Source organism: Pseudomonas sp. Y24-6 (genome assembly GCF_020295325.1).
Taxonomy (GTDB): domain Bacteria; phylum Pseudomonadota; class Gammaproteobacteria; order Pseudomonadales; family Pseudomonadaceae; genus Aquipseudomonas; species Aquipseudomonas gregormendelii.
In genome coordinates, this window is record NZ_JACBXG010000002.1 from 1 (window position 1) to 24,246 (window position 24,246).

At 53.7% G+C, this 24,246-nt stretch carries 27 protein-coding genes and 2 pseudogenes; 15 read left to right on the top strand and 14 right to left on the bottom strand.

Translation table 11 applies throughout. The annotated features are described in order from the left end of the window. Nucleotides 1-72: 72 nt before the first annotated feature. The 5 genes from HYI44_RS03650 (at nt 73) to copD (ending at nt 4,648) form a co-directional block, all read left to right on the top strand. The gene (locus HYI44_RS03650; protein WP_032894835.1) at nt 73-282 is read left to right on the top strand and encodes a co-regulatory protein PtrA N-terminal domain-containing protein; all 210 of its coding nucleotides are present in this window, start codon (nt 73-75) and stop codon (nt 280-282) included. Nucleotides 283-430: 148 nt separating this feature from the next. Further along, nucleotides 431-2,284, top strand: a complete 1,854-nt coding sequence (locus tag HYI44_RS03655) for a copper resistance system multicopper oxidase (RefSeq protein ID WP_032894833.1) — start codon at nt 431-433, stop codon at nt 2,282-2,284. 127 nt (nt 2,285-2,411) lie between these two features. Next, a complete protein-coding gene (locus tag HYI44_RS03660; protein WP_225568984.1) occupies nt 2,412-3,257 on the top strand; it encodes a copper resistance protein B in 846 nt (281 codons plus the stop codon). A gap of 69 nt (nt 3,258-3,326) precedes the next feature. Further along, the gene (gene copC, locus HYI44_RS03665) at nt 3,327-3,710 is read left to right on the top strand and encodes a copper homeostasis periplasmic binding protein CopC (protein WP_032894831.1); all 384 of its coding nucleotides are present in this window, start codon (nt 3,327-3,329) and stop codon (nt 3,708-3,710) included. Between the two features lie 2 nt (nt 3,711-3,712). Next, nucleotides 3,713-4,648 (top strand): copper homeostasis membrane protein CopD, encoded by a 936-nt coding sequence (gene copD / locus HYI44_RS03670; protein WP_225568829.1) that lies wholly within the window; start codon nt 3,713-3,715, stop codon nt 4,646-4,648. A 51-nt stretch (nt 4,649-4,699) separates the two neighbouring features. Here the strand turns inward: copD and HYI44_RS03675 are convergent, their stop codons facing one another. Then, nucleotides 4,700-5,146, bottom strand: a complete 447-nt coding sequence (locus tag HYI44_RS03675) for a DUF411 domain-containing protein (RefSeq protein ID WP_032894829.1) — start codon at nt 5,144-5,146, stop codon at nt 4,700-4,702. 288 nt (nt 5,147-5,434) lie between these two features. Between HYI44_RS03675 and HYI44_RS03680 the strand changes: the two genes are divergently transcribed. After that, a complete protein-coding gene (locus HYI44_RS03680) occupies nt 5,435-6,118 on the top strand; it encodes a heavy metal response regulator transcription factor (RefSeq protein WP_032894827.1) in 684 nt (227 codons plus the stop codon). Then, nucleotides 6,115-7,497, top strand: a complete 1,383-nt coding sequence (locus HYI44_RS03685) for a heavy metal sensor histidine kinase (protein ID WP_047338274.1) — start codon at nt 6,115-6,117, stop codon at nt 7,495-7,497. Before HYI44_RS03680 ends, HYI44_RS03685 begins: the two co-directional genes overlap by 4 nt. Before the next feature lie 71 nt (nt 7,498-7,568). Here HYI44_RS03685 and HYI44_RS29265 read toward each other — a convergent pair whose 3' ends face one another. The 3 genes from HYI44_RS29265 to HYI44_RS03695 all read right to left on the bottom strand — a co-directional run bounded on the left by HYI44_RS29265 (nt 7,569) and on the right by HYI44_RS03695 (nt 9,182). Then, the gene (locus tag HYI44_RS29265) at nt 7,569-7,697 is read right to left on the bottom strand and encodes a hypothetical protein (protein WP_263868211.1); all 129 of its coding nucleotides are present in this window, start codon (nt 7,695-7,697) and stop codon (nt 7,569-7,571) included. 93 nt (nt 7,698-7,790) lie between these two features. After that, the gene (locus tag HYI44_RS03690; protein ID WP_032894825.1) at nt 7,791-8,432 is read right to left on the bottom strand and encodes a hypothetical protein; all 642 of its coding nucleotides are present in this window, start codon (nt 8,430-8,432) and stop codon (nt 7,791-7,793) included. 12 nt (nt 8,433-8,444) lie between these two features. Then, the gene (locus HYI44_RS03695; protein WP_032894822.1) at nt 8,445-9,182 is read right to left on the bottom strand and encodes a HupE/UreJ family protein; all 738 of its coding nucleotides are present in this window, start codon (nt 9,180-9,182) and stop codon (nt 8,445-8,447) included. 513 nt (nt 9,183-9,695) lie between these two features. On the opposite strand from HYI44_RS03695, the gene HYI44_RS03700 reads away from it, so the two are divergent. Genes HYI44_RS03700 through HYI44_RS03715 form a run of 4 tightly spaced genes read left to right on the top strand, consistent with a single transcriptional unit; the run spans nt 9,696 to nt 12,326 of the window. Further along, on the top strand, nt 9,696-9,995 hold the full coding sequence (locus tag HYI44_RS03700) for a metal-sensing transcriptional repressor (protein ID WP_032894820.1): 300 nt from the start codon (nt 9,696-9,698) through the stop codon (nt 9,993-9,995). Between the two features lie 7 nt (nt 9,996-10,002). Further along, complete coding sequence (locus tag HYI44_RS03705; RefSeq protein WP_032894819.1) at nt 10,003-11,139, top strand: nickel/cobalt efflux protein RcnA; 1,137 nt, start codon at nt 10,003-10,005, stop codon at nt 11,137-11,139. 12 nt (nt 11,140-11,151) lie between these two features. Next, on the top strand, nt 11,152-11,589 hold the full coding sequence (locus HYI44_RS03710; protein ID WP_032894818.1) for a YqaA family protein: 438 nt from the start codon (nt 11,152-11,154) through the stop codon (nt 11,587-11,589). Nucleotides 11,590-11,591: 2 nt separating this feature from the next. Then, a complete protein-coding gene (locus HYI44_RS03715; protein WP_032897726.1) occupies nt 11,592-12,326 on the top strand; it encodes a TraX family protein in 735 nt (244 codons plus the stop codon). 40 nt (nt 12,327-12,366) lie between these two features. Here HYI44_RS03715 and HYI44_RS03720 read toward each other — a convergent pair. Then, nucleotides 12,367-13,678, bottom strand: a pseudogene (locus HYI44_RS03720) (MFS transporter). A 254-nt stretch (nt 13,679-13,932) separates the two neighbouring features. Between HYI44_RS03720 and HYI44_RS03725 the strand changes: the two are divergent. Then, on the top strand, nt 13,933-14,085 hold the full coding sequence (locus tag HYI44_RS03725; RefSeq protein WP_223656464.1) for a YHYH domain-containing protein: 153 nt from the start codon (nt 13,933-13,935) through the stop codon (nt 14,083-14,085). 96 nt (nt 14,086-14,181) lie between these two features. Here HYI44_RS03725 and chrA read toward each other — a convergent pair whose 3' ends face one another. From chrA to HYI44_RS03745, 4 genes are all read right to left on the bottom strand, one after another. After that, a complete protein-coding gene (gene chrA / locus HYI44_RS03730) occupies nt 14,182-15,540 on the bottom strand; it encodes a chromate efflux transporter (RefSeq protein WP_032894815.1) in 1,359 nt (452 codons plus the stop codon). After that, nucleotides 15,533-16,477 carry a chromate resistance protein ChrB domain-containing protein gene (locus HYI44_RS03735; RefSeq protein WP_032894813.1) on the bottom strand — a complete coding sequence of 315 codons (945 nt, stop codon included), beginning with the start codon at nt 16,475-16,477 and terminating at the stop codon, nt 15,533-15,535. Before HYI44_RS03735 ends, chrA begins: the two co-directional genes overlap by 8 nt. A 132-nt stretch (nt 16,478-16,609) precedes the next feature. Beyond that, on the bottom strand, nt 16,610-17,086 hold the full coding sequence (locus HYI44_RS03740) for a hypothetical protein (protein WP_032894812.1): 477 nt from the start codon (nt 17,084-17,086) through the stop codon (nt 16,610-16,612). Then, nucleotides 17,083-17,292: a hypothetical protein gene (locus HYI44_RS03745; protein ID WP_032894810.1), complete on the bottom strand. Its 210-nt coding sequence runs from the start codon at nt 17,290-17,292 to the stop codon at nt 17,083-17,085. Before HYI44_RS03745 ends, HYI44_RS03740 begins: the two co-directional genes overlap by 4 nt. Before the next feature lie 188 nt (nt 17,293-17,480). On the opposite strand from HYI44_RS03745, the gene HYI44_RS03750 reads away from it, so the two are divergent. After that, complete coding sequence (locus HYI44_RS03750) at nt 17,481-17,729, top strand: CsbD family protein (RefSeq protein ID WP_032894809.1); 249 nt, start codon at nt 17,481-17,483, stop codon at nt 17,727-17,729. Nucleotides 17,730-18,023: 294 nt separating this feature from the next. Here the strand turns inward: HYI44_RS03750 and HYI44_RS03755 are convergent. Together HYI44_RS03755 and HYI44_RS03760 are read right to left on the bottom strand one after the other, a co-directional pair. Further along, nucleotides 18,024-18,632, bottom strand: a pseudogene (locus HYI44_RS03755) (histidine phosphatase family protein); the annotation flags it as partial. Between the two features lie 151 nt (nt 18,633-18,783). Continuing rightward, nucleotides 18,784-19,251, bottom strand: a complete 468-nt coding sequence (locus tag HYI44_RS03760) for a transcriptional regulator (protein WP_032894808.1) — start codon at nt 19,249-19,251, stop codon at nt 18,784-18,786. Nucleotides 19,252-19,554: 303 nt separating this feature from the next. Between HYI44_RS03760 and HYI44_RS03765 the strand changes: the two genes are divergently transcribed. Then, nucleotides 19,555-20,109: a hypothetical protein gene (locus HYI44_RS03765; RefSeq protein ID WP_032894807.1), complete on the top strand. Its 555-nt coding sequence runs from the start codon at nt 19,555-19,557 to the stop codon at nt 20,107-20,109. 708 nt (nt 20,110-20,817) lie between these two features. After that, on the top strand, nt 20,818-21,282 hold the full coding sequence (locus HYI44_RS03775) for a hypothetical protein (RefSeq protein ID WP_050499462.1): 465 nt from the start codon (nt 20,818-20,820) through the stop codon (nt 21,280-21,282). A 249-nt stretch (nt 21,283-21,531) separates the two neighbouring features. Here the strand turns inward: HYI44_RS03775 and HYI44_RS03780 are convergent, their stop codons facing one another. From HYI44_RS03780 to HYI44_RS03790, 3 genes are all read right to left on the bottom strand, one after another. After that, nucleotides 21,532-22,083 (bottom strand): hypothetical protein, encoded by a 552-nt coding sequence (locus HYI44_RS03780; protein WP_047338033.1) that lies wholly within the window; start codon nt 22,081-22,083, stop codon nt 21,532-21,534. Between the two features lie 104 nt (nt 22,084-22,187). Beyond that, entirely contained in the window at nt 22,188-23,648 is a 1,461-nt protein-coding gene (locus HYI44_RS03785; RefSeq protein WP_047338034.1) for a tyrosine-type recombinase/integrase, read from the bottom strand. Next, nucleotides 23,641-24,246 carry a hypothetical protein gene (locus tag HYI44_RS03790; protein WP_050499460.1) on the bottom strand — a complete coding sequence of 202 codons (606 nt, stop codon included), beginning with the start codon at nt 24,244-24,246 and terminating at the stop codon, nt 23,641-23,643. Before HYI44_RS03790 ends, HYI44_RS03785 begins: the two co-directional genes overlap by 8 nt.

Genomic DNA, 24,246 nt, shown 5'->3' on the forward strand with positions numbered 1-24,246 from the left:
CATCATCCTCATCGAGCTGACGCTCAAACTCTCTGGTTTCATCGAGAGTCAATTCCTTGAAGGAGATGCACTATGAAAGCAACCAACGTTGTGATTCTTACACTCAGTTTGGCTATATCGTCCCTGGCCTTTGCCGAAGGTGGCGGCGACCGTGCGGTTGAGCGCATGGAACGAGCTCGCGAGACGGCAATGGCCACCGGAAAGTCTGCCCCCGGAGCTGAGGCGCAAGAAAATATTGCACAAGAGAAGCTCAAGGCTGAAAAGCAGCCTCACCATTGCTGAGCCAACCAGCTTACTGAAATGTAATCACCCCGTTTGCTGGCTTATGGCATCTTCCGATACATCAAGCGCACTAGCTCGTCTAGCGTTAGCCCTTAGGGGCACGCCCAGTGCGCACATCTAACATCCGACTGACGGGACATGAATCGGTATGCAAGCCAAAACCTCTCGGCGCACCTTTGTGAAAGGACTCACCGCAGGCGGGATTCTCGGTGGTTTAGGCCTCTGGCATACCCCTATCTGGGCCGCCCCTAGAGTGGGCGATGCCAATGTCTTGTCAGGTACAGAGTTTGACCTCTTCATCGGAGAAACACCGGTAAATATCACTGGGAACTCCCGGACGGCCATGACCATAAATGGCGGGATTCCTGGGCCCCAGCTGCGCTGGCGTGAGGGCGATACCGTGACCTTGCGGGTCAAGAACCGCCTCAAGGATATGACTTCTATCCACTGGCACGGAATTATCCTTCCGGCAAACATGGACGGTGTTCCAGGCCTTAGCTTCCATGGAATTGAGCCTGATGGCACGTACGTCTATCAGTTCAAGGTCAAGCAGAACGGAACGTACTGGTATCACAGTCACTCCGGCTTCCAAGAACAGGTTGGTGTGTACGGCCCACTGGTCATCGATGCCAAAGAGCCTGAGCCTTTTGAGTATGACCGCGACCTCGTGGTGATGCTTAGTGACTGGACTGATGAAAATCCTGCTTCGCTGATGAAAACACTGAAGAAACAGGCGGACTACTACAACACCCATAAGCGAACAGTGGGTGACTTCATCAATGACGTGGCTGACAAAGGTTGGTCAGCGACCGTCGCTGATCGCAAGATGTGGGCCGAGATGAAGATGAATCCTACGGACATTGCGGACGTCAGTGGTGCGACGTACACCTACTTGATGAACGGACAGGCTCCGGACTCCAATTGGACTGGCACCTTCAAACCTGGCGAAAAGCTCAGGTTGAGGTTCATCAATGGTTCAGCCATGTCCTACTTTGATGTACGAATTCCAGGTTTGAAGATGACTGTTGTGGCCGCTGATGGCCAATACGTCAAACCGGTAAGCGTGGATGAGTTCAGGATCGCCACTGCCGAGACTTTCGACGTGATCGTCGAACCCACGCAAGAGGCCTACACACTGTTTGCGCAGTCGATGGATCGGTCGGGTTACGCCAGAGGCACCTTGGCTGTCCGGTCTGGCATGACTGCTCCAGTGCCTGCGCTAGACCCTCGTCCTCTAGTCACCATGGCCGACATGGGTATGGCCGGTATGGATCACGGTGGGATGGCCGGTATGGGCGATATGGCTGGAATGGATCACAGCAAAATGGCCGGTATGGGAGACGACTCGATGCAGGGTATGTCAGGTATGGACGGCGGAGCCATGAAAGATAGCTCTGGTGCTATGCAAGGCATGTCCAGCATGCAGGGAATGGATCACAGCAATATGTCCATGGGCGGCATGAATGGTATGGGAGAAATGCAGTCGCACCCAGCCACAGAGTCCAACAATCCCCTCGTCGACATGCAAGCAATGTCGACCTCTCCGAAGCTCGATGATCCTGGCATGGGCCTTCGCGACAATGGACGAAAGGTGCTGACGTACTCTGATCTAAAAAGCACGTTTGAGGATCCAGATGGCCGTGAGCCAAGTCGCACTATTGAACTGCACTTGACCGGTCATATGGAGAAATTTTCCTGGTCTTTCAACGGCGTGAAGTTTTCAGACGCCGAGCCGGTAAAACTGAAGTATGGCGAGCGAGTTCGGTTCGTTCTTGTGAACGACACCATGATGACTCACCCCATCCACCTGCATGGGATGTGGAGCGACCTTGAAGATGAAAACGGGCAATTCCTTGTCCGCAAACACACCATCGATATGCCGCCAGGATCAAAGCGCAGCTACCGGGTGACTGCAGATGCGCTGGGACGCTGGGCCTATCACTGCCATCTCCTATACCACATGGAAATGGGCATGTTCCGTGAAGTGCGCGTGGAGGAATAAGGAGATGGCTATGAGTAATTTCTTAAGCGGGACTCGCATGCACTCGGCTGTACTCACGGTCGCTCTCACTGCTGGTGTTGCCTTGCCGGCAGCTGCTGAGTCTAGCCAGGGGGTGGCCGCTGGGCAGATGCAGGGCATGGATCACAGCCAGATGCAGGGTATGGATCACAGCCAGATGCAGGGCATGGATCACAGCCAGATGCAGGGCATGGATCACAGCAAAATGGAGGGTATGCAGCCCGCCAAGCAACCACTAACTCAAAGCCGGACTCCGATACCACCACTTACCGATGCTGACAGAGCCGCAGTCTATAACGCCCCTGGTGGTCATGAAGTTCATGACACTGCAATCAACTCATTTTTTATATTTGAGAAACTGGAATGGCAGGATGCTGACGATGGAAGCGCGCTGAACTGGGAAGCACAAGGTTGGATAGGGGGAGATGTTGATCGGCTATGGTTGCGCTCCGAAGGTGAGCGCACCAATGGGAAGACTGAAGAAGCAGAGGTTCAGGCACTTTGGGGCCACTCCATTAGCCCTTGGTGGGATTTAGTCGGTGGGGTTCGTCAAGACTTCAAACCAGGCGACCCACAAACGTGGGCTGCTTTCGGTATTCAGGGCCTGGCTCTCTACAATTTCGAGGCCCAGGCTACTGCTTATCTGGGTGAAGGTGGCCAGACCGCTGCTCGGTTGGAGGGTGACTACGACATTCTCCTTACCAATAAGCTGATTCTGCAACCGACGGCAGAATTCAATTTCTATGGCAAAAACGATCCTCAACGCGGGGTCGGTTCAGGGCTGTCTGAAAGTGAGGTTGGTTTGCGGCTTCGGTACGAAATCCGCCCGCAATTCGCACCTTACGTCGGTGTAACTTGGAATCGGGCTTATGGCAGAACCGCAGACTATGCCCGCGAGGAAGGCGAAGATAACAACGAAGCACGCCTAGTGCTCGGCGTCCGAGTGTGGTTCTGAAACAAAGTTAGCGGTACTAAATAATTATCTAACCTCATTACAACAGCTTCGCGCTGTGAGGAGCCTTGCATGTCCGTATTCAAATCCTGTGTTGTGGCCGTCGCTCTTTCTTCTAGCCTGCTGCTCAGTGCAGTTGCCCAAGCTCACCCGAAGCTGCTGTCTTCAACTCCGGCTGAAGGCGAGAGCGGCCCAGCTCCTGCGAAGATTGAACTGCATTTTTCCGAAAACCTGGTTACTCAGTTTTCCGGGGCCAAGTTGGTCATGACGGAAATGCCTGGCATGTCACACTCCCCTATGCCCATGAAAGCCAGCGTGTCTGGCAGTACCGATCCTAAAACCATGATCTTGACCCCGGCCTCTCCTCTCACCGCTGGTACTTACAAAGTCGAATGGCGAGCGGTCTCCTCCGATACCCATCCGATTACCGGCAGCGTTACTTTCAAAGTGAAATAAGCGTGGGCGACCCATTGAATGTGGCGCTGCGCCTCGCGCTTTATCTGGATCTAATGCTCCTGTTCGGCCTGGCGGTCTTTGGACTGTACAGCTTTCGGGGTAAAGAGCGCGTGTCCGGAGCGGTGCTGCATTTTGGGTGGATACTGCCCGGCACCGCTGCTATAGGCATGCTTTTGTCCGTAGCAGCTTTCATGATTATCACAAGCAATATGAGCGGCGCCTCCGACTGGGACGAGCTGCGGCCTCATCTGGAAATGATGCTGTACGAGACTGAGATCGGCTATAGCTGGGTGACGCGCATGATCTCGCTGGCAGTGGTGATTTTTGTCGCAAGTCAGAGCAAGCGATGGCCAACAGGGAGTCTCTGGGTTGCTACCTTGGCAGGCAGCATCGCCTTGTCCACGCTTGCTTGGACAGGTCATGGGGCAATGGACGAAGGTACTAAGCGGTTCTGGCACTTTGCAGCTGATATTCTGCACCTCCTCTCCGCTGGGGGCTGGATCGGAGCTCTTGCGGCGTTTGGCCTGATGTTGAGGATTAAAGGGGCTAATCCGGAGCAACTCGTAAGAGTGCTGTCACGAGCGCTTAAAGGATTCGAAACAGCGGGTGGATTTATTGTTGGCACAATCATAATGACTGGCGTCGCTAATTATCTCTTCATTGTCGGGCCGACAGTAATCGAACTCGTAACTAGCACCTACGGCATTCTCCTGCTGATGAAAGTCCTGCTTTTCGCTGGGATGATTGGGCTTGCTGCACTCAATCGTTTCTACCTGAGTCCCTCACTTGAACGTTCTTTGAAGGCTGGGGATTATTCTCTGGCAGCAACTGCCTTGAGAAAAAGTGTGATGCTCGAATCGACCTGTGCAGTTGTCATCGTTTTCTTGGTGGCATGGCTAGGAACGTTGAGCCCTTCAATCGAGATGGCTCAAGGGTGATTCATGAGCCAGATCTGAGCGTCACTATGGACGCTCAGGACTAGGTAAAAACTATCGGCTCGAGGGGTAGTCAGCGACCACTTCTTGCGCACCTGCCTTGGTGAGCCCCAATACTTGATAAGGTTGATGATTCTGGCCGTAGTCCATGCCGGGGGAGCCTGCTGGCATGCCTGGTACTGCAATTCCTGCGAGGTCTGAGCGGCCACTCAGCTTCTTGATTTCTTCCGCAGGGACATGCCCCTCTACGAACTTGCCGTCAATAACAGCCGTATGGCATGACGCGAGTCCCTGCGGCACTCCTAAGCTCTGCTTAATAGCGCTCATATTGCTTTCAACATGGTCGACCACCTTGAATCCATTCGATTCAAGGTGCTTGACCCACTCCTTGCAGCATCCGCAGTTCGCGTCACGATGCACATCGATTGTGAGCGGCTCAGCCGCCTGCGCGACAGCACAAATCATCAAGCCCACGGCGAGCGATAGCTTTCGTTTGAACATTCGATGCACCTCGTAGCGTTTTAGTATGCGGTTGCTCTGCAAGCCCCCTAGCCTTGGGCCAGCCGTCATGCTTCCACAGTGGTTGGAATTAGGTTAAGCGCAAAAAGCTCAAATCGCTGATTACATTTTTGTAAGCCGCCTGCCAATTCACTCCATCCAACCCATCACACACCGACCTGTCGTGGCATCGGGCGATCCGTGGGCTGTTGAGGCAATTACATTTACGTAAGCTTGCGCACAGATGTCAGATTGGTAGCACACTAGAACACCGCAAACCGGAGCCCGTGCATGAAACTCTTGGTCGCAGAAGACGAACCCAAAATCGGAATGTACCTACAGCAGGGTCTTGTGGAGGCTGGCTTCACTGTCGACCGAGTTGTTACGGGAACAGAGGCGTTGCACCATGCGTTAAATGAGACCTATGACCTTCTGATCCTGGACGTAATGATGCCCGGCCTGGACGGCTGGGAGGTCATTCAATCTGTCCGCATAGCCGGGAACTCAGTTCCTGTTTTGTTTCTGACAGCCAGGGACGGGGTTGATGACCGGGTCAAAGGGTTGGAACTAGGAGCGGACGATTACCTAGTCAAACCCTTTGCATTTTCCGAATTGCTTGCTCGCGTCAGAAGCTTGCTCCGCCGTGGTTCCGCCGTACCCAACCAAACATCTATCAAAATCGGCGATCTGGAGGTCGATCTTCTGAAACGACGTGCCTCCCGCTCAGGTCGACGCATTGACCTCACCGCCAAAGAATTCTCCCTCCTAGAACTCCTTATGCGCCGTAGAGGGGAAGTCCTGCCAAAATCACTGATCGCATCGCAGGTTTGGGATATGAACTTCGACAGTGATACCAACGTGATCGAAGTAGCAATTCGCCGGCTCCGGGCCAAAATCGATGATGATTTCGACACTAAGCTGATTCAGACCACCAGGGGAATGGGCTACATGCTAGATGCGCCGGATACTGAATGAAGCGTGTATCTCTTACCTTCCGTTTGAGCATGATGTTTGTCTGTGCCGTGGTAGCCGTGCTGGTTGTAGCAGGCTTTACCTTCGATGCTTTTAGTAGACATCACTTCAAAGCGCTCGACCGTCAAGCGATGACGGAAAAGCTCGTATCCATTCGGCAAATCATGGATGGCGAGGCCGGCTCCGTAGACTCTTCAGAAGTGGTGTTACAACTGCAAGCCCTGCTGGGCGCCCATCAGGAGCTTTCAGCATCGATTGTCACCAACGGAGGGAGGACGATCTTCGCTACTCCCAACGGAACTGCACAGCCTACCGCTGCGGTTCATGAGGCTGGGGAAGGTTTGTTGGAGTGGACGGCTGGCGGCCATACGTATAGAGGCATGAAGGCCCAAGTTCATTTAGTGAATGAAGCTGAGCCACTAACCGCATGGTTAAGTATGGATATCACCAGTCACATGCACTTCGTTGAAACTTTGCGTTGGTGGCTGGTCATTGGGCTGGCTATCAGCGCTCTGGTCAGCGCAGCGTTAGGGTGGCTGGTGGCGCGCAGCGGGTTAAAGCCGGTCGCACAGGTGACGCAAGTCGCGGCCTCAATGTCAGCCGGTTCGCTGAAAGAACGCATCCCGATGGACTCGGTGCCTCGTGAGCTTGAGAGCCTTGTCTCTTCTTTCAACGCCATGCTTGCTCGCCTTGAAGAGTCTTTTGTTCGGCTGTCCAACTTTTCAGCCGATATTGCGCACGAGCTACGAACCCCTATCAGCAATCTGCGTACACACACCGAAGTCATCCTTTCAAAGAAACGTGCACCGGACACTTATGAAGAGAATCTCTATTCAAACCTGGAGGATCTGAACCGACTCTCCAGCATTATTGACGGCATGCTTTTCTTAGCAAAATCGGACAACGGTCTGGTTCTACCTGCCAAAGAGAAAGTCGAGTTGCGTTCGGTGGTCGAAAAACTTTTCGAGTATTACCAGTTGCTGGCAGAAGACACCGGAGTAAAGCTACAAGTCTCCGGACACGGCGCGGTCTATGGTGACGGTACGATGTTGGATAGGATGATCTCGAATTTACTTTCTAATGCGCTCAGGTATACCCCTCCTGACTGCACTGTCTCCGTAAAAATCGAGTCGTTGGGTAGCATAATCAGCTTGTCAGTGAAGAACCCCGGCGAGGAAATAGCTGGAGAACATCTGCCCCGGTTGTTTGACCGTTTTTACAGAGTCGATCCTGCACGTAGAGAGGGTGCTACGAACAACGCGGGGTTAGGTTTGGCAATCGTCAGATCACTGGTTGACGCCCATGATGGCGCCGTTGAGTGTGTCTCCGGAGGAGGCTATACGACCTTTGAGATCCGCTTACCTGCTTGGCCTGCTGACTGAGAATAAAAGAAAACTCCCGTGCCTCTTCTTTGAGGAACAAGGCCGCAATGCGGCCTTGTTTATTTACGGCGTCACTCGTGTGAATGGCCGTGCCCAGCGATCTCAGAAGTTGCGTCTTTTTCATCGCCTCCGCAGGCCGTCATCAAACCAAGGAAGCAGATCAGGAGCATCGAACGGATCATGGTTGTTGGGGTTTTCATTGGAATACTCTTCAAAAATGGATGAAATTGAATGACATGTGGTCAAGCAGCACGCTGCGTTTCTTGCCGTAGCACAGCCATCGCTGCTTCTGATTACTGTTTGACGCCCAAATAATCGCCGCTGGTTTTCAGTGTGATGGTCACGTCGTTAGTGCTGCGATTACGCCAAAACCAGCCATGGGTGCCGTCAAAAATGGCGGTGAACTCACCTTTATCACTTTTGACTTGCTTGCCCTTGTTGTAGCTGTGGAAGTACCCCTTTTCGCCGTTGTAAGGCTCTCCATGAGTGTCGTAGTTCACAGGCCCACCTGCCGCTGTCCATTCATAGCTGACAGCCTTGTCCTTCAGCACTTCCAGTTTGATTTCTGTCCCTTCACCTGGCTTGAGCGTGACGGTCATTTGATCCGTCTTTAACGCAGGGGCAGGTGTCGCAACCGGTTGAGTCACTGGTTGAGCCACCGGTTGGACTTGCGCAACCTGCGGAGCCGGGGCTGAAGCCGCTGGTTGAGGTGGAGCTGCATCCGCCAACGCCTCTTGGGCAAGAGTGATCTTCAGTTCGCCCATCTGGGTCAGCCCCAGTGTCCGGCCCACACCTGTCGGATCAATGGCGTATTCCGAGGGCATGACCACGGTCACCAAAAGGCCGGCTGCAACCAGCATTGCAATGACAGTCGAGCGCACCAGTTTGCGAGTGGTAGGTAATTCATTAACAGTGGGAAGCGGAGTATTGAACATGGTCAGAATTCCTTACGTAGAGACAAACAGGCCAGTGATCTGATAACCCATCAGCAGGAAACCGGCACTCATCATGGCGACGTTGGCGGTATAGGCGTGGCGCCAGAAGCTGCCAGTGCGCCGCCAAAACCCCATCAGAATTAGAATCGCGCTGAGGGCAAGCAATTGGCCGATCTCGACACCGACGTTAAAGGCGATGAGGTTGGGAATCAGGCCGTCAGGCGAGATTTCGTACTCCTGGATTTTGGTTGCCAGACCAAAGCCGTGGAGCAGGCCGAATATCAGCGTGGCCACTTTGGTGTTGGGTTGGAAACCGAACCAGCGCTGGAATGCACCCAGGTTGTCGAGCGCCTTGTACACCACTGAAAAACCTATGATGGCGTCGATGATGTACGAGCTAATGCTAATCTCGGTGAGCACACCAAGTAGCAGCGTGACCGAGTGGCCTACAGCGAATAGCGTGACGTAGAGCCCCACGTCTTTGAGGCGATAGAGGAAGAAGATCACCCCGAACAGAAACAGGAGGTGGTCGTAGCCCGTCATCATGTGCTTGGCGCCCATGTAGATGAAAGGCAGCAACATGACGCCGGAGCTTTCCTGGATGAAGCCCTTGTCACCTTCCGCGACGGCGTGAGCCATCGCCTCGGGCATTCCCAGGAAAAGTACAGCGACAAGTAAAAACAACAGCAATACGGGGCGGTGCAAAGGCGCAGTAAACGCGCCGACGCCGCTCATCGAATACGAATGCATAGATCAATCCTACGTTGCAGAGATCGAAGGCCGCAGTGCGGCCAAGGTCAAGACGCGAACGAAGGACGGGGTGGACGCTCGATCAAAAATATCGGCGGCAGGGGAACAGAGTCTCGAAGCGCATCGACCCGGATGGATAGCATTAGGGGGGTCGCCAGCATCAACGCTGCTGTGAGTTGCGGTGTTTCGTGCTGGTGATCAGGGGTCAATGGCGAATGGTAGTGATCTGAAAGGCTCGAGTAGCTGGATGAAGCCTCTTCGCCGTGGGAGTGATGGGCATCTTGCGCGATCTCCCAGGCTGGCTGTTTCGACGCCACAGATAACGAATAGGTATGCCCAGCCCAAGCCACCAACATGGCGAGAGCAAGTGCGATTACCACCGTCGTTGTCAGTGTTCTGCTGAACATGGCGTTAGGGTTTCAACTCGTTTTATAGGGCTTTTACGCGTTTGACCACATCCCCCTGGGGGGGATAGGATGCCAGCGTAATTCATTGAGGCCTGAGGCTCAAGTCATGAGTGAGCACGAACACGAACACAGCCATCCCCACACCCACCAGAGTCATGAGGCAATCATCAAACGTCTCAAACGGGCAGATGGGCATTTACGCGGCATCATCACCATGATCGAAGAGGGTCGTGAGTGCGTGGACATCGCCCAGCAGCTGCATGCGGTTGAAAAAGCAGTGTGCCAGGCCAAACGTACGCTCATCCAGGATCACATTGATCACTGCCTGGAGGACACCGTTTCGGCGCTAGGCAATGGCGAGCGCGCACCACTGGAAGCTTTCAAGCAAATCACCAAGTACCTCTAGGTCTGTCATGCCCAATTTTGCTGAACTGCTGCAACAAGGCGGGGCTCACGCCTGGCTGTATTTCCCGAGCGCGATTCTGCTCGGCGCCTTACATGGCCTGGAGCCGGGACATTCCAAAACCATGATGGCGGCCTTCATCGTGGCCATCCGTGGCTCGGTCAAACAGGCAGTTTTGTTAGGTTTGGCCGCGACGTTGTCGCATACCGCAGTGGTGTGGTTGGTCGCCATCGGCGGCATGTACCTGGGCAAAGGATTGGACGCGCAAACCACTGAGCCGTACTTCCAGCTTGCCTCCTCTGTACTGATCATCGTGATTGCGCTTTGGATGCTCTGGCGTACTTGGCGCGGTGAGCAGATGTTCAAGTTTGAGCAAGGTGATGATCATCACCACGGCGAGCACGACCATGGTCATGATGATGAGACCCATCGAATCGATACCGGCCATGGCCGCATCGAGCTGTCGATCTTCGAGGAAGGCATGCCACCGCACTGGCGCCTGAAGACACTGACCGGGCACGCTTGGGCTGCCTCAGATGTTCGCCTGATGACTACTCGTCCGGACGGTAGCACCCAATCGTTCTCTTTCGTTGAGCGCGACGGCTTCCTGGAGTCGACGGTCGATATTCCGGAACCACATGAGTTCAGTGCTCGCTTGAGTCTTGGGCATGCAGGTCACTCCCATGATTACGATCTTCAGTATCAGGAACACGATCACGGGCATGCTCATTCCGAATTGGAAGGCTTAGAGTTGTCGATTGATGGCTACCAGGATGCGCATGAACGTGCGCATGCCAACGATATACGCAAGCGCTTCACCAATCGCGAGGTCACCACGGGCCAGATCGTCATGTTCGGCCTGACTGGTGGTCTGATTCCTTGTCCGGCTGCCATTACCGTTCTGTTGCTATGTCTTCAGGTTAAAGAAGTCGCACTGGGAGGCATGCTTGTCCTGTGTTTCAGCATCGGATTGGCGCTCACCTTGGTCACTGTAGGTGCTGCGGCGGCAATTGGTGCTAAGCAGGCCTCCAACCGTTGGCCTTGGCTGGGCACCGTGGCTCGTCGTGCTCCGTACCTGTCCAGCGTGCTGATCATTGGTGTTGGTCTGTACGTGGGTTTCCATGGCTGGATCGGCCTGAACGCTTGAGGCAAGTCTTTCGTGTTTGAACTTACGAGCTACATTGGTCTGTTCGTGGCGGCATTCGGTGCCGCGACGTTATTGCCGATGCAGTCTGAAGCCGTGCTGGTCGGGATGTTGCTCGCCGACCGGTACGTCGTTTCTACGCTATTGGCGGTAGCCACTGTTGGCAATGTGCTTGGCTCCGCACTGAACTGGCTTCTGGGCCGTTCTGTTGAGCGATTTCGCCACAAGCGCTGGTTCCCCGTGAGCGAGAGCAAGTTAGAAAAAGCCCAGCATTCCTATCTGCGCTACGGGCGCTGGTCACTGTTGTTGAGCTGGGTGCCCATCATTGGCGACCCGCTGACAGTCGTCGCTGGAGTCATGCGCGAGCCACTCTGGAGTTTCCTGCTGATTGTCACCTTGGCCAAGGGCGTGCGTTATCTCGCGCTGACCGCCGTCACCCTGGGGTGGGCATGACGATGCCTACTGACCCGCTTTCCCCACTCAAGAGCCGAAGCAGTAGCCTAGATCTGATCAAGTGGCTAGCGATGTTGACCATGGTTATCGATCACTTGCGGTTGGTGTGGCCGGAGTTGAGCAACCTGTTCATTCCGGGGAGAGTTTCCTTTCCGTTGTTCTGTGTCGCTATTGCAGCCAACGTGGCGCGCTCCAAACAGGGTGAATTGCTGACTGCTGCGAACGGTCGTTATCTTGCCTTGATGCTGTTATTCGCCGCCATTTCAGAAGTGCCTTATCGCTACATCAGCACCTCGGGATCATTCAACGTGTTGGTGACGCTGGCATTGGGGCTGGTGATTGCCTGGGGATGGCAACATCGCACTCTGTTGAGCAGCGCTATGGCGTTATTGGCCGCCGCGATTGCCTACGTGCTGGATGATCCACTTATGTACGGCTTCTACGGTGCACTTGTACCAGCGGCTGTCTTAATAGCAATCAAAGGCCCCGGTGTTCTTTGGCTGCTGCCTGCGGTTCTATGCTTGATGAGCAATACGCGAAGTAGCATCGTAATCAAAGCGCTGGACTTGGAAGTCTATTCATTGGTGGCTTTGAGCACCGCGTTCGCGGCGCCGCTGATCGGACTCTGGCTACTGCGTCAGAGCTTCACTTTCAAGGTCTGGCCGGTACGGCAATGGGGATACTGGTTCTATCCGGGCCACCTTGCCGCTTTGCAAGCGCTACGGTTGCTTGTCTGAATACCGGTCACCAGCTTTAGCAAGTCTTAGGAACTCACGATCATCTGTTGGGCCATCGGCGATGCTGATCATCGATCACGTATGGATGTTCGTGATCCACACCTTCCTGGCCGTCGATGTGCGCGTGATCGCCCGGCAGATTCTCATGGGTGTGTTTGATCGACTTCTGGTCATGAACTGGGCGCCAGATTACGATGCTGACCAGTAGTGCACTGCCTGCCACAGCGGCGAGGCCAACAAACGACGCCGTGAGGCTGATGTTGGCTCCCAGCCATCCCGCCAGTGGATAAGTAATCAACCAGCAAGCATGGGACAGCGCAAATTGGGCGGCAAACAACGCCGGGCGATCTTCGGCATGTGCCGAGCGACGCAACAGGCGACCGCTTGGAGTCTGGGCCAGCGAATAGCCCACCCCGAGCACCATCCACAGCGGCAGCAGGAAGTTGTAGATGGTCAGGTTGATACCGACGGCCAAGCCTGCGACCAGTATTCCTCCGCCAAACAACATGGCCGTTCGGTCTTTGATGTTTTTCAGCAGGCGAGGCAAGACCAGGGCCGAGATCATGGAACCACCACCAAACGCAGCCAGCGCCAATGCCGTTGAGCTTTGAGGCAGAGCGAAGCGCGACTGAACCATCACCACGGTATTGACGATGACCATGGCACTGGCAGCCGCTACCGTCAGGTTGAGAGCCAGCAGCCCTCGCAGGCGGGGCGTCGCTAGGAATATGCGCATGCCACGAGTAGTTCGTTCATAGATGCTGCGTCGTGGTACTTGCTTCGCCTTTGGCAACAACACCGTGGCGACTAGGGCGGCAGAAGCGAGGAAGCCGATGACCGTGCCGGCGAAAAGGCTGTGGAAGCTGATCACCGTCAGGAGCGCGGCAGCGAGCATCGGGCTCGCGACACTTTCGAGATCGTAAGCCAGACGCGATAGCGACAAGGCACGGGTGTAGTCGTCTTCATCCGGCAGGATGTCTGGAATGGTCGCTTGGAACGTTGGAGTGAACGCTGCCGATGCGGACTGAAGGACGAAAATCAGCACGTAGATTTGCCAAAACCTCGGTCACAAACGGGAGAGCAAGCGCGACCAGCGCCCGCACCAGATCCAGCGAGACCAGCATGGCTCTGCGAGGCAGGCGCTCTGCAAAAGCCGCTGCAATGGGCGCTACGCCAATATAGGCCGTCATTTTTATAGCCAACGCCGTGCCGAGAACGGCACCTGCTTGGGCGCCTGCTAGATCGAACGCCAGTAAACCGAGCGCGACGGTGGCAAGGCCAGTCCCTAAGAGTGCAATCACCTGAGCCAGGAAAAGATGGCGATAGGTTCGGTTGGCTAGGATTTTCAGCATGAGAAATCTCAAAAGGAAGCGCGTACGACTATCTGGTTACTGAGATTTCCCGAAGATAAAAGAACTACGAGTTTCTCGTTTTCAGATGAATTCATATCCCCCCTAGGGGGATATGAATTCATCCTAAACCAGAGCCAGAAGTAGCTCAAGAAATAAGCATTCGACCTTTGATCGAGTCTCCGGAGAAGTAGCTTGCTCAGTGAAGGCACTTAGCCATACGCTGCCGGGCGTGAGACCTCTCACGGATATAAAATATGAGCAAGGAGCAAGCCCTGATGAAACTGTCCGCCATTTTGATCGCCGCTTTACTTTCGATTACGTCCGTTGCTGCCTTCGCACACAGCGGCGGTACTGATTCAAAAGGTTGCCATCGCAACCATAAAACCAACGACTACCACTGCCATTAAATGGCCAAAGCCCAGCGTCAGGCTGGGCTTTGGTGTGAGCTGGTCACTTCAGATCTCTGGGTGTCTGACGGACGCTGTTTAATCCGCTCGTGATCGCTAGCGCAACAGATGTACTGCCAGACCAGCGAGCGCACAGGCCATCAGTACCTGAATGACGCCGCGCTTGAAGCGGAACAATGCTATTGCGGCTGCGATGGCGATCAATGCAGAGGGCCAGTCGAGGTTACCGCTGAAGCCTTTCGGCCAAAGCACGTGATACCCGAAGAAGCACGCCAGATTGAGGATCACCCCAACTACGGCGGCGGTGATGGCGGTAAGCGGTGCAGTGAACTTGAGTTCGTTGTGGGTCGACTCAACCAGAGGGCCACCCGCAAGGATGAACAGGAACGAAGGTAAGAAGGTGAACCAGGTCACCAGGGCAGCTGCGACAGCTCCGGCCAGAAACACCTGATCAGCCCCGAACACTTGCGAGACATAGGCCCCGACGAAGCCGACGAAAGCCACCACCATGATCAGCGGCCCTGGCGTGGTTTCCCCCAGCGCAAGGCCGTCGATCATCTGTGTCGGGGTTAGCCAGCCATAGTGACCGACTGCGCCTTGATAGACATACGGCAGTACGGCATAAGCCCCGCCGAAGGTCAGCAATGCAGCTTTGGTAAAGAACCAGCTCATCTGGGTCAGGGTTCCTTCCCACCCAAAGAGCGCGGTCAAAACACCCATCGGCAAAGCCCATAGCACGGCACTAATCAGTGCGAGTGAGGCCAATTTCAACCAGCTGAACCGAGCATGTTCGGGGGACGGCGTGTCGTCATCGATTAAGGCCGGGCCGAAGGATTTTTTGGCGGCGCTATGGCCACCGGCTCTGAATTTTTCGGGTGCCATTCGCCCCCCGAAATAGCCAATCAACGCTGCCCCTAAGACGATCAGCGGGAACGGAACATTGAATGCAAAGATGGCGGCAAATGAAGCCGCTGCTATCGCCCACAGCCAATTATTCTTCAGTGCCCGAGAGCCGATTCTATGCGCCGCCTGCACCACGATGGCCGTCACGGCGGGCTTGATGCCGTAGAAAAGTCCGGCTACCACGGGTACTTCGCCGAACGCGATGTACATCCACGACAGCGCGATCAGGATGAATAGTGAGGGCAGTACAAACAGCGCGCCGGCGATCACGCCTCCCCACGTTCGATGCATCAGCCAACCAATGTAAGTCGCCAATTGCTGAGCCTCGGGCCCTGGCAACAACATGCAGTAATTGAGGGCATGTAGAAATCTGCGTTCTGAAATCCAGCGTCGCCGCTCCACCAACTCCTGATGCATGATCGAGATCTGGCCCGCAGGCCCGCCGAAGCTAATGAAACCGAGCTTCAACCAGAACCAGAACGCCTCACGCAGACTAATCTGTTCAGGCCTCAACGGATTCGCTTCAACCTCTGGTGCCATAACTTTACTCATTGGGTTGCTCCTCTTTCACAAACCCGGCGAGCAGGCCGTCGAAGATGGCGCTCGCGGCAGCCAGAAGTTGGTCGTCGTCGGAAATGGTCTCTCGCAGCCCAGCAAGCACCCGCTCAATCCCGGCAGCCTCCACCGGCTGAATACCGCCAACATCGAGGTAATGCACAAGGGCAGCAATGCGACCTAGACCTTGTATCTGGATTTGAAAACTGGCCTGTAGGGTTTCAAAGGTGACGCGGTTACCAACATGGCTGAAGGTTGCGTCATCAAAATCAAACCCCAAGGCGTTGACTGGGCAGTCCTGTGGAGTGTTCAGCCAGACGATCTGAGCTTGCGGGTCGATGAAGCGGCGGATCAACCAGGCACAGGCGAGCCGGTCGACCCAGGGACGTTTACGCGTTGCCCAGATACGGCCCTGATAATCGCTGAGATTGAGTACCGATATCGGTTGATTACTGCTGTGCGGCTCATCCGGCGACAGGGCTCTACTGACTGCCGTCTCTAACTCCTGTAGAGCCGCATCAATCTGGTGCTTTGGTTCACCTGGGAAGTAATCGATGCTCGCTATCTGATCGTAGGCTTTGCGCAGCTTGCGGATTTGTTTGGTCGTCGCCAGCGCATTTTCAGCATTCAACTGCTCACGGCAGCCTTCGATCTCTCCACCAAGTTTGGTGTAGTCATCCTTGCGGTCGAAAAACTCGATAAAGCGCTCACCGTTGGGATCAACTACAGGCAGGAGGTAGGCGGTGCCATTGATGGCCAATATGTCTCGTTCGACAGAAGTCAGAGCTTCGCGGCAAGCGCTGGTATCAGGGAGCAGGTAAACACCGTCACGGAGTACAGCGGCACCTGAAGCTTTCAAGGCACGCCAGGCTCGCATGCGCTCGGTGGCGTTGGCGGTGGGTAAGCCAAGGATCAATGCGAGCCAATTTTTCATGTAGGAATATCTACTCGATATGTAGTAATCGCTACGCTACTCCTTGCTGCAAGGCTTGGGAAGCGGTGCTCAACAAAAGCAGTTGTTCAGAGGGCATTCGGAAGAAGGAACAGACACGCAGACTTGCGGTGGTCATTGCGAGCGAAGCCAAGCTTCCATTTTTTGCAACCTTCCTCTACGTAAAAGCACCGGTTTCCCTAAATCCAACATCACCAACAATCCCTGCCTTTCGCATGTTGAAGGGAACCAATCAGCGATTTCGACGTTGCAGCGTTTGGCGTCACCTACCGCCCACTTAATAATCATGTCTGCTGCGGCACGGTAGTGATCCGCCATGAACAGCCTTTTGCCGTCTTCTGACCAGCCTCTCATCGCAAGCTCGTCGGTTACGTCGATGAGTCCAGCGTCTCCAAAGAAATCGGTCGTATCTGGATAATGAATACCTGCCAAGGACACCTTGGCCACGCCGGATTTTCGGTCGAAGTAAGACAGGAAATGCCATCCTCCCGTTGTACTACCTGGATCTGGAAAATTGATCGCAGCTTTGCCAGTGATGTAGTGCGTGCGGGAAACGCGTTTGAGATCAAAATCGAAAAGCGGCTGGTTCATGGGAGTGTTTTGAGCCGGGCCAGCCCCTGTTTGATATGACCAGCGTTCTCACCAATTGTGTAAAGCGCACCACGGACGTTGTCGCCGACTTCCGCATGTCCCTGGGCTTCCACCTGGAGGGTCAGCTCCATGAGCGCAGCCTCAAGGGCCAGCTGGTTTTGGTACATCCTTTCCAGTACATCTGATAGGGAATACTCACCCTGCATTTGGCTCACCTCCATGTTGGGAGCAACAGCATAGCAATAGGCTTAAACGTGTAGGCGCTTTTCCAAACTGGCCTACAGCTCATCACCATTGAACTAATCATCATGCGCATGTCCCTAATGTCGTGCTGATAGCCGCCCGATTAGCGCGGTTCGGAGCTCCCCACTCTCACGCAAAGGTTTGATGAATCATGAAGAGCGAACAAGTTGAAGGTGTAGCAGAAAAGCTGGCCGGCAAGGCGCAGAGCACGGTCGGGAAACTAATTGGTGATTCGAAGATGGAAGCTGAAGGTGCGGGACATCAAGCGGCTGGTCAGCTGACTAAAACCTATGGCGATACACTGAATAGCGTATCCACGTTCGTTAAAGAAAAACCAGTCGCCGCCCTCGCGATTGGTGCTGCAGCGTTGATCTTGATAAATCGCATTTTTCGTCGTTGAACGTGGAGGAGGTGTCTCCAGCCAGGTGACACCTCTCGCTAAAGTCCTGCCCTCTTCGCACTCCCGCTACAGTTTTCTGCCAGGAGAGTGCGAGGGTAATAAACCTGCAGCCTCTTTTGCCTCGAGTAGCCTTTGCTCAGCGTACATAGCCGGATCATCGTCTGGCAGCGGGTAGCCTGCAGCCGATAGGGCCTGGGCCCGCTCCTCAATCAGCACGCGCTCGGGAACGCGAAACGCTTGGTAGGATCTGCCTGGTACGCGTTGAGTTACGCCAACTCGCAACTCCTCAGGACTTACTCTCCAGCCGGCATCGTCTGGGTGCTTGGTAAGCTTGTAACCAGAGCAGTTAGGCACGTGGTGAGTGATCTCGTACTCTCGCCATACGGCCATAGCTTGACCGTCAATCTTCTGTGGCCTGCACTCAATCAGCCAAGCCACCGCATTGATGAGTTGCCCATGTGAAAACACGGCGATGTCCTGGGCAGGATGCTCTGCAAGTCTATCTAAGAAAGACTGACCTCTAGATATAAAGTCCAAGAATGACTCGGCGCCTTCACCATCCGTGAACGCTGGGTCTGACTTGGCCCAGTATCCCTCCACCCAAGCTCGTCTCTGGGCAACGGTCGTGTTGATACACCGTGCAGGTTCAAGGTAGGTGAACTCGTGAATGGGCCATATTTCAAACGGCACTGAAGGGAAAGCAGCCACTGTCTGCATTGCAGTTGCTTGCGCTCGGGAGAACGGCGAGGCAACGATCAGATCTGGGGCTTGAGCGAATGACCCTGCCACTTGGCGCGCTTGCTCGACCCCCTTTGGGGTAAGAGGGATGCTCGCGTGATCAAGGCTGGGTTGGCCTGCGTTGGCCGCGCTTTCTCCATGGCGGATCAGCCTGACGTGCTTCACCGACCAAATATCCCCACTATTTCAGCCATCCGAACCTGCTCTCTACGTTATGGGCAACACCACAAGTGCCTACCCTTGCCCAAGGATACACCGCAGCCATGAGCACGAAACACATCACGTAGAAAAAGAGGGGTCGCGATAACCTGGAGGTTTATGTATTCCAATATTTTTGGACTGTGCTTCTGGCAATGCCAAGCTTTTCAGCGATTGTTTTCCTGTCGAAACCTTGCGCTTTCAGGGCTCGAACGTAATCTGCATAAAGCGGCTGCTTAGGCTTTCCCTGGGAGCGCTTGATGAGCTTTCCATCACTGAATTGCTCCTCTACCAACTGCCACCCTCCGGACATCTCGAATTCCCTGATTCGCAAGGCAGTACGTTGCAGGGCTTGCGAAGGGAGCTCGTCACCCTGAGCCGCAATGGCGAGAGTAACCATAGTCAAAAGGTCGAGGCCTAGATAGTCAGCGATCTCGTCCAGTTTCTCCAACGTCGCGTTCGCTCGGGCCTGCTCAAGCTTCCCCACGTACGTTCTGTGCGTTGCCCCCGCCAACTCTTCGTAACTCAACCCCTGATGAGCACGAGCTCCACGCAATGCTCCTGCCAGCGCTTCTTTCAGATGCATGAGTCGGATCCTCAAAACTGAGGATAGAGCCACGGCAAGCGTGTTTCGATAAACAGATCATAGTGATATTATCGTGACATATGGTTTGCCAAGCAGTCGTTTGATCATAGCGGCGACGTCTGGATTGGTGATGGATTGGTCATCAGAGCAGCACCTAAGACACGGCCAGGGACGTCTCGATGGGAGACGCGCTCATCAAGTCCGGCGTTTATGGCCAGCGTGAGCCCGCCTGCAATAGTCACTGAGCGACGTCTTGGCAAGAACCAGATCCACTTTTTTGAGCGATGGCAGGGATAGTGAGTGATGAAGTTCGATTGCGTGAAAGTTTCAGGAAAAGTTGACTACGTTCGATCTGTTGATCGAATGAACGGCGGACATAAAGCTAAAGTCAGCATTGATGGTGCAGTTATCCCGAATTTGCAAGTATCGAATAAGCTTTACGAAGAGTTAGAAGTCGGCGAAAACGTAACTTTGTATGGACTTTTCAAAAGAAGTAATGACAAGGAAAAAAACACAGGCATCTTGTACGGCCTAGCGAAGCAAAACGGCGAGAAATCATTTGCAACCCAGTATAGATATCAAGTCCCGCTTTTCCTGACGGTCACTGCGACCATCGCATTTTGCTTAACTTTCGTCGCCGGCTGGATAGCTTCGATATTCCCAGTGCTTTTCTTGTTTGGAGAAAATTCGGATTATATGTATACCACTACGGTATTTGCAGTAATTGAGTCGAGCTTGGTTGCCGCATTTTTCCTGTGGAGGGCATGGGCGATGTTCAACGCTACATCTGATCCTGAAGCTTGGGAAACTACCGAAGCCGCAGCGCTATCGAGTCGCTTTAGTAAGCTCCACAAGTAATTGTCCTGTGCGTAGGGCACGCTAACACCCGCCCCGGCTTCAGGATCGCTGCGCCAGACTTTCCTTTGGCTGCGAGTATCGGGCAAGCGGAGCGCGCAGGCGTGTGGGATGGACGCCCGTAGGGACGAGACGTGGCTTGCCACGGCTCGGTTCACGCCAGCCATCCGCCGAAGGCGGCACGCCATAACCACCGCCCTGCTTTGTGAAAAGGAGGCTTAAATGACCTGCGATTTACTCCGCGAGCGTGAGAGGACTAGGCGAAGGGTTCTGTGGGCCCTTGCATGCCTCCGTCCTGGTGATCCCAACGCATCCGACCTCCTTGTCATCCTCGATGATCTCGACGACCAAGAGCGAAACGACACCCCCTGTAGCGATAAGCTACTCGACCTCATTGAGGTTCGTAACTCTGTCTCGGTGATGCGTCATAACTCCGGAATCGACATCATTTTGGAGAAGACTATTCCGCAACCCTGGAGAGAGCGTTTCCACCAAGCAAGCATCGGGTCGACCAGAGTTCCTGATGGGCCCTACGCCACAGACTGGGACAAGTTTGTGAATGAATGGGAGCGTGAGATGCAGCATGTGCAAAACCATCGACTTGCAAAGGCTGCTAACAGTTAGAACGGCTGGTTCGAGCGATGGCGGCGCAAACACACGAGCAGTCGGTGTAGCCGCTGAAAGTCGCAACCTTCAAACCGGAGCAGCAAGGTGGAACGGCCTTCTTTTTTTATCGATTTCGAGGCATCAGGGATAGCCCCAGATAGCTATCCCATTGAGGTGGCTGTCGTGTCGAATGAAACCTGGTTCAGTTCGTTGATAAAGCCAGCCCGCTATTGGACGCATTGGTCGTTCGATGCGCAAGACATGCATGGTCTTACTCAGGATCATTTACTTCAGGAAGGTGATGCCCCACCAACTGTGGCGGAACGAATGAATCAGCTGTTTTCAGGGCAGGTGCTTTGCAGCGACTCACCTCAAGATGTTTTTTGGCTCGATGTCCTCTACGAAGCAGCAGACCTGATGCCGACCTTCGAGTTGAAGCCTTTGGAAGTGTTTGTGGGTCGGGAGGCTGCCAGTGACATTTATCGCCTACTGCCCACGACTAGGCACCACCGAGCTCTCCATGACGCAACCGCTTTGATGAACGCATGCCGTGCTTTGTTCGAAGCTTGAACTACCAGAGGGGTGTATACCTACCCTCACCTATGCGAAAGCGATGAGTCCATTGAAGTATGGATGTAGCACAGCGTGTGCGACCGCTCGAACCGAAGACAGGTGATCACGTGCCTGGTAGGCATGGCAAGCGGAGCGCGCAGGCGTGTGGGATGGAAGCCCGGAGGGCCGAGACCTTGGCATCGCAAGGGCTCGGTACACGACAGCCGCTCCCCGCAGGGGCGCGCCCCAACTGAAAGCTCAGGGTCATCAAAGCTCCGCATCCCAAGCATCCATAGCCTCGCTCACAGCCGCGTACCACTGGAGATCACCAAGTTGTAGAGCGTTCGCGATTTGCCTATTGGTATTGCCATCGACCCAAGTGGGGAGACTCTCTATGGCTCCTGTGAACATGCTTGCTGAAGCGACAGCGAATTGTCCCTTACTCATAGACTGGAGGCACACGTAGCGAACTGCAGCGCCAGTCTGCATCCGACGCCAAGCCACCACCTCAATACAGTCCATGGTGCTCATAGAAGCCTCTATGGTGGCACTCGCTCCCTGTTCCACCCGAATGTCTGCCGCAACTTCGAATGAGCCGCTAGCCGCTCCTGGTTTGTGGACGAGATGCTTCAACTGCTCACGTGAAGCGACGATCTGTTCGCGAAGCTCTTCAGGATCGATGGACATCCCGCCCTCCGGTGTCACCTTGAGGGTCTTCAAGGAGTTCGCCGCCAGGATGAACTCGCGTTCACGCGCTTTCTCCCACTCGGAGCGACGGTCGGGGCTGATAAGGTTCCAGAGGCGTGAAAGCAGCAACAAAACCTTCTCCTAACCTTAAGCCCAAGACTTGAATCCATTGCTAATGAACCATGGTATCTCAACACTACCGTGTGAATGATAGACCCGTGCCAGAATTCACCGAATCATTCGCGGCCAGGCAGAATCGGAGCGATTCCTTTGACCGTTTTCTCTCTTGCAAGCTCACGAGCAAAGTCATCATCTCTTAAAGCCTCAAGCTTCTCCATCTCTACGTTATATTCTTGAATTGTAAGGGTAGAGCCGAGATGGGCTCTGAGTTTACGAGAGTATTTATCGAACTGCTCCATGGCTCGAATTAGGAAAACATTGCTAACTGTAGTGCTATACCCCTCAATCTCCTTGAATGCTGCATGTACATAGCCCATGATAGTCGCAATTGATTTCTGGCCGGTATACATCTTAACCTCCTCAAGATAGCTTTCATCAGAAAGCAACCTGACTTCAAAGTCTCCTGCACGCCTATATCTATCCCGCTGTACAAACTCCATTACCAAGTTCGTTATAAACGAGTGGCGAAACATGTGCGCGCATGCTTGTTCCTCGATGCCAGCAAACCTGCGCACTGAACCGATCTCATTACCAAGGGATGTTTCTGAAAGCGGAGTTCCGGTTGCTGATGATACAAATACGAAGCCATGATCTTTAATACTCGAAAATTTATTTCTTACAACTTTACCCCTGTGAAACTCAATGTATGAGATCAGTTCATTGAGAAACATCTTATTTACGGGTATTTCCCTTTCCTCGCTGTCGTCGCCCTTCAGCGTGATAAACCTAAGCATAGGATGCTTCATCTCATACGCGGTCAGGACATCTACGACCTTAAGACTCGCAACCTCTGAAAGCCTAGCCCCAGAGTTTTCCAATGTTGAGATAAATGCATGCCGCCGAATCTTGATGAACCGTGAGCCCCCCATTTCATCGACAGCGCTCCTGAGCTGGTCGACATGAACAGCAGGAATCGCATTCCGCTCGTGCCTCCTACCACCAGGTGGAAATGCATGATGCCACACACTGTGCACAGCATAATCACGACCACGCTTATCTTTTTTCACTGTAACGTTTTCAGTAATCTTTATTCGCCCTCCAATCGCGACGAAACTGGGTTGCTCATAAAGCCCTCCAATATACTTTAGGAAGTCTATACATACAGTCCCAACGTCTACAACGGTGAGTGTGGCTTTCTTCTTCTCACGAAGATTTTTGGGATCTACTTCCGTACTTAGATGATGAATAAAACGCGTAAAGTCGTTATCTGATAGATCTATAAAATCAATGTTTGAAGCATAACAGAATCTAACCAACTGACTGATTTTTTGAGCATACTCACCAATCGTCCCACCTTTTCTACCTGTACGCGCTAACCCTTTACGCTTCATCCTATTGGGGCGAACCGTAAGGGAAAGCATGTAGAGATTCGCGGCAAAACAGGGTGCCCCGTTTGGCCAATTGATGAATGTCAGATTGCTCGCATCCCTAGTCACGAGCTTCCCCAGTGCGTTGTGGTCAAACAACTCAAGCTCAGGAACCACTGAATAAAGCTTACGCTCATGGAAATTACTCACTCCTTACTACCTTTAAAGACTGGATATTCTCGTGAGATGGAATCACATCAAAAGGAGACTCATTAAGCGAGACTATTGCCAACAGTGCATTTACGGCTTCGCTAGCGCTTTTATTTCTAACAGCCTCACTAGAACCATCCCTGGTTTCTTTGATTCCCGATATAGCAGTGGAAAGCCCTTGAAGTAACCTGAAATTAGCGCGGCGCAGTGCGACCACCGTGCATTCTAACTCGCTATTAATTTGCTCTAGCCCATTTTTGGTCTTCTTGGTAGGCTTGTTGCCCCTTTCGGCATACGCAGCAATTGCATCCTTAGCCACGCTCCTAAGACGCTCTAGCCCTGCGAAACCGTGATAACCAAGTAATTCATCGGATTTTTTTTTGAGGGTGTTCAGACTCGTGGGGGCGATAGCGTATTGCTGGCCAGCCAAATCGAACTTGTAAGAAAGGGAAGCCAAAGCTCCCTGATTTTTTAGAGCGGAAGTAACAACCTCATTTGAAACGTATTTTTCAACATCGGCAAGTACGTCCTCTAGCAAAATCTGTCGCGCCTTGATTGACTGATTGTGAACTTGAATTTCCGACCTAGGCTTACCCAT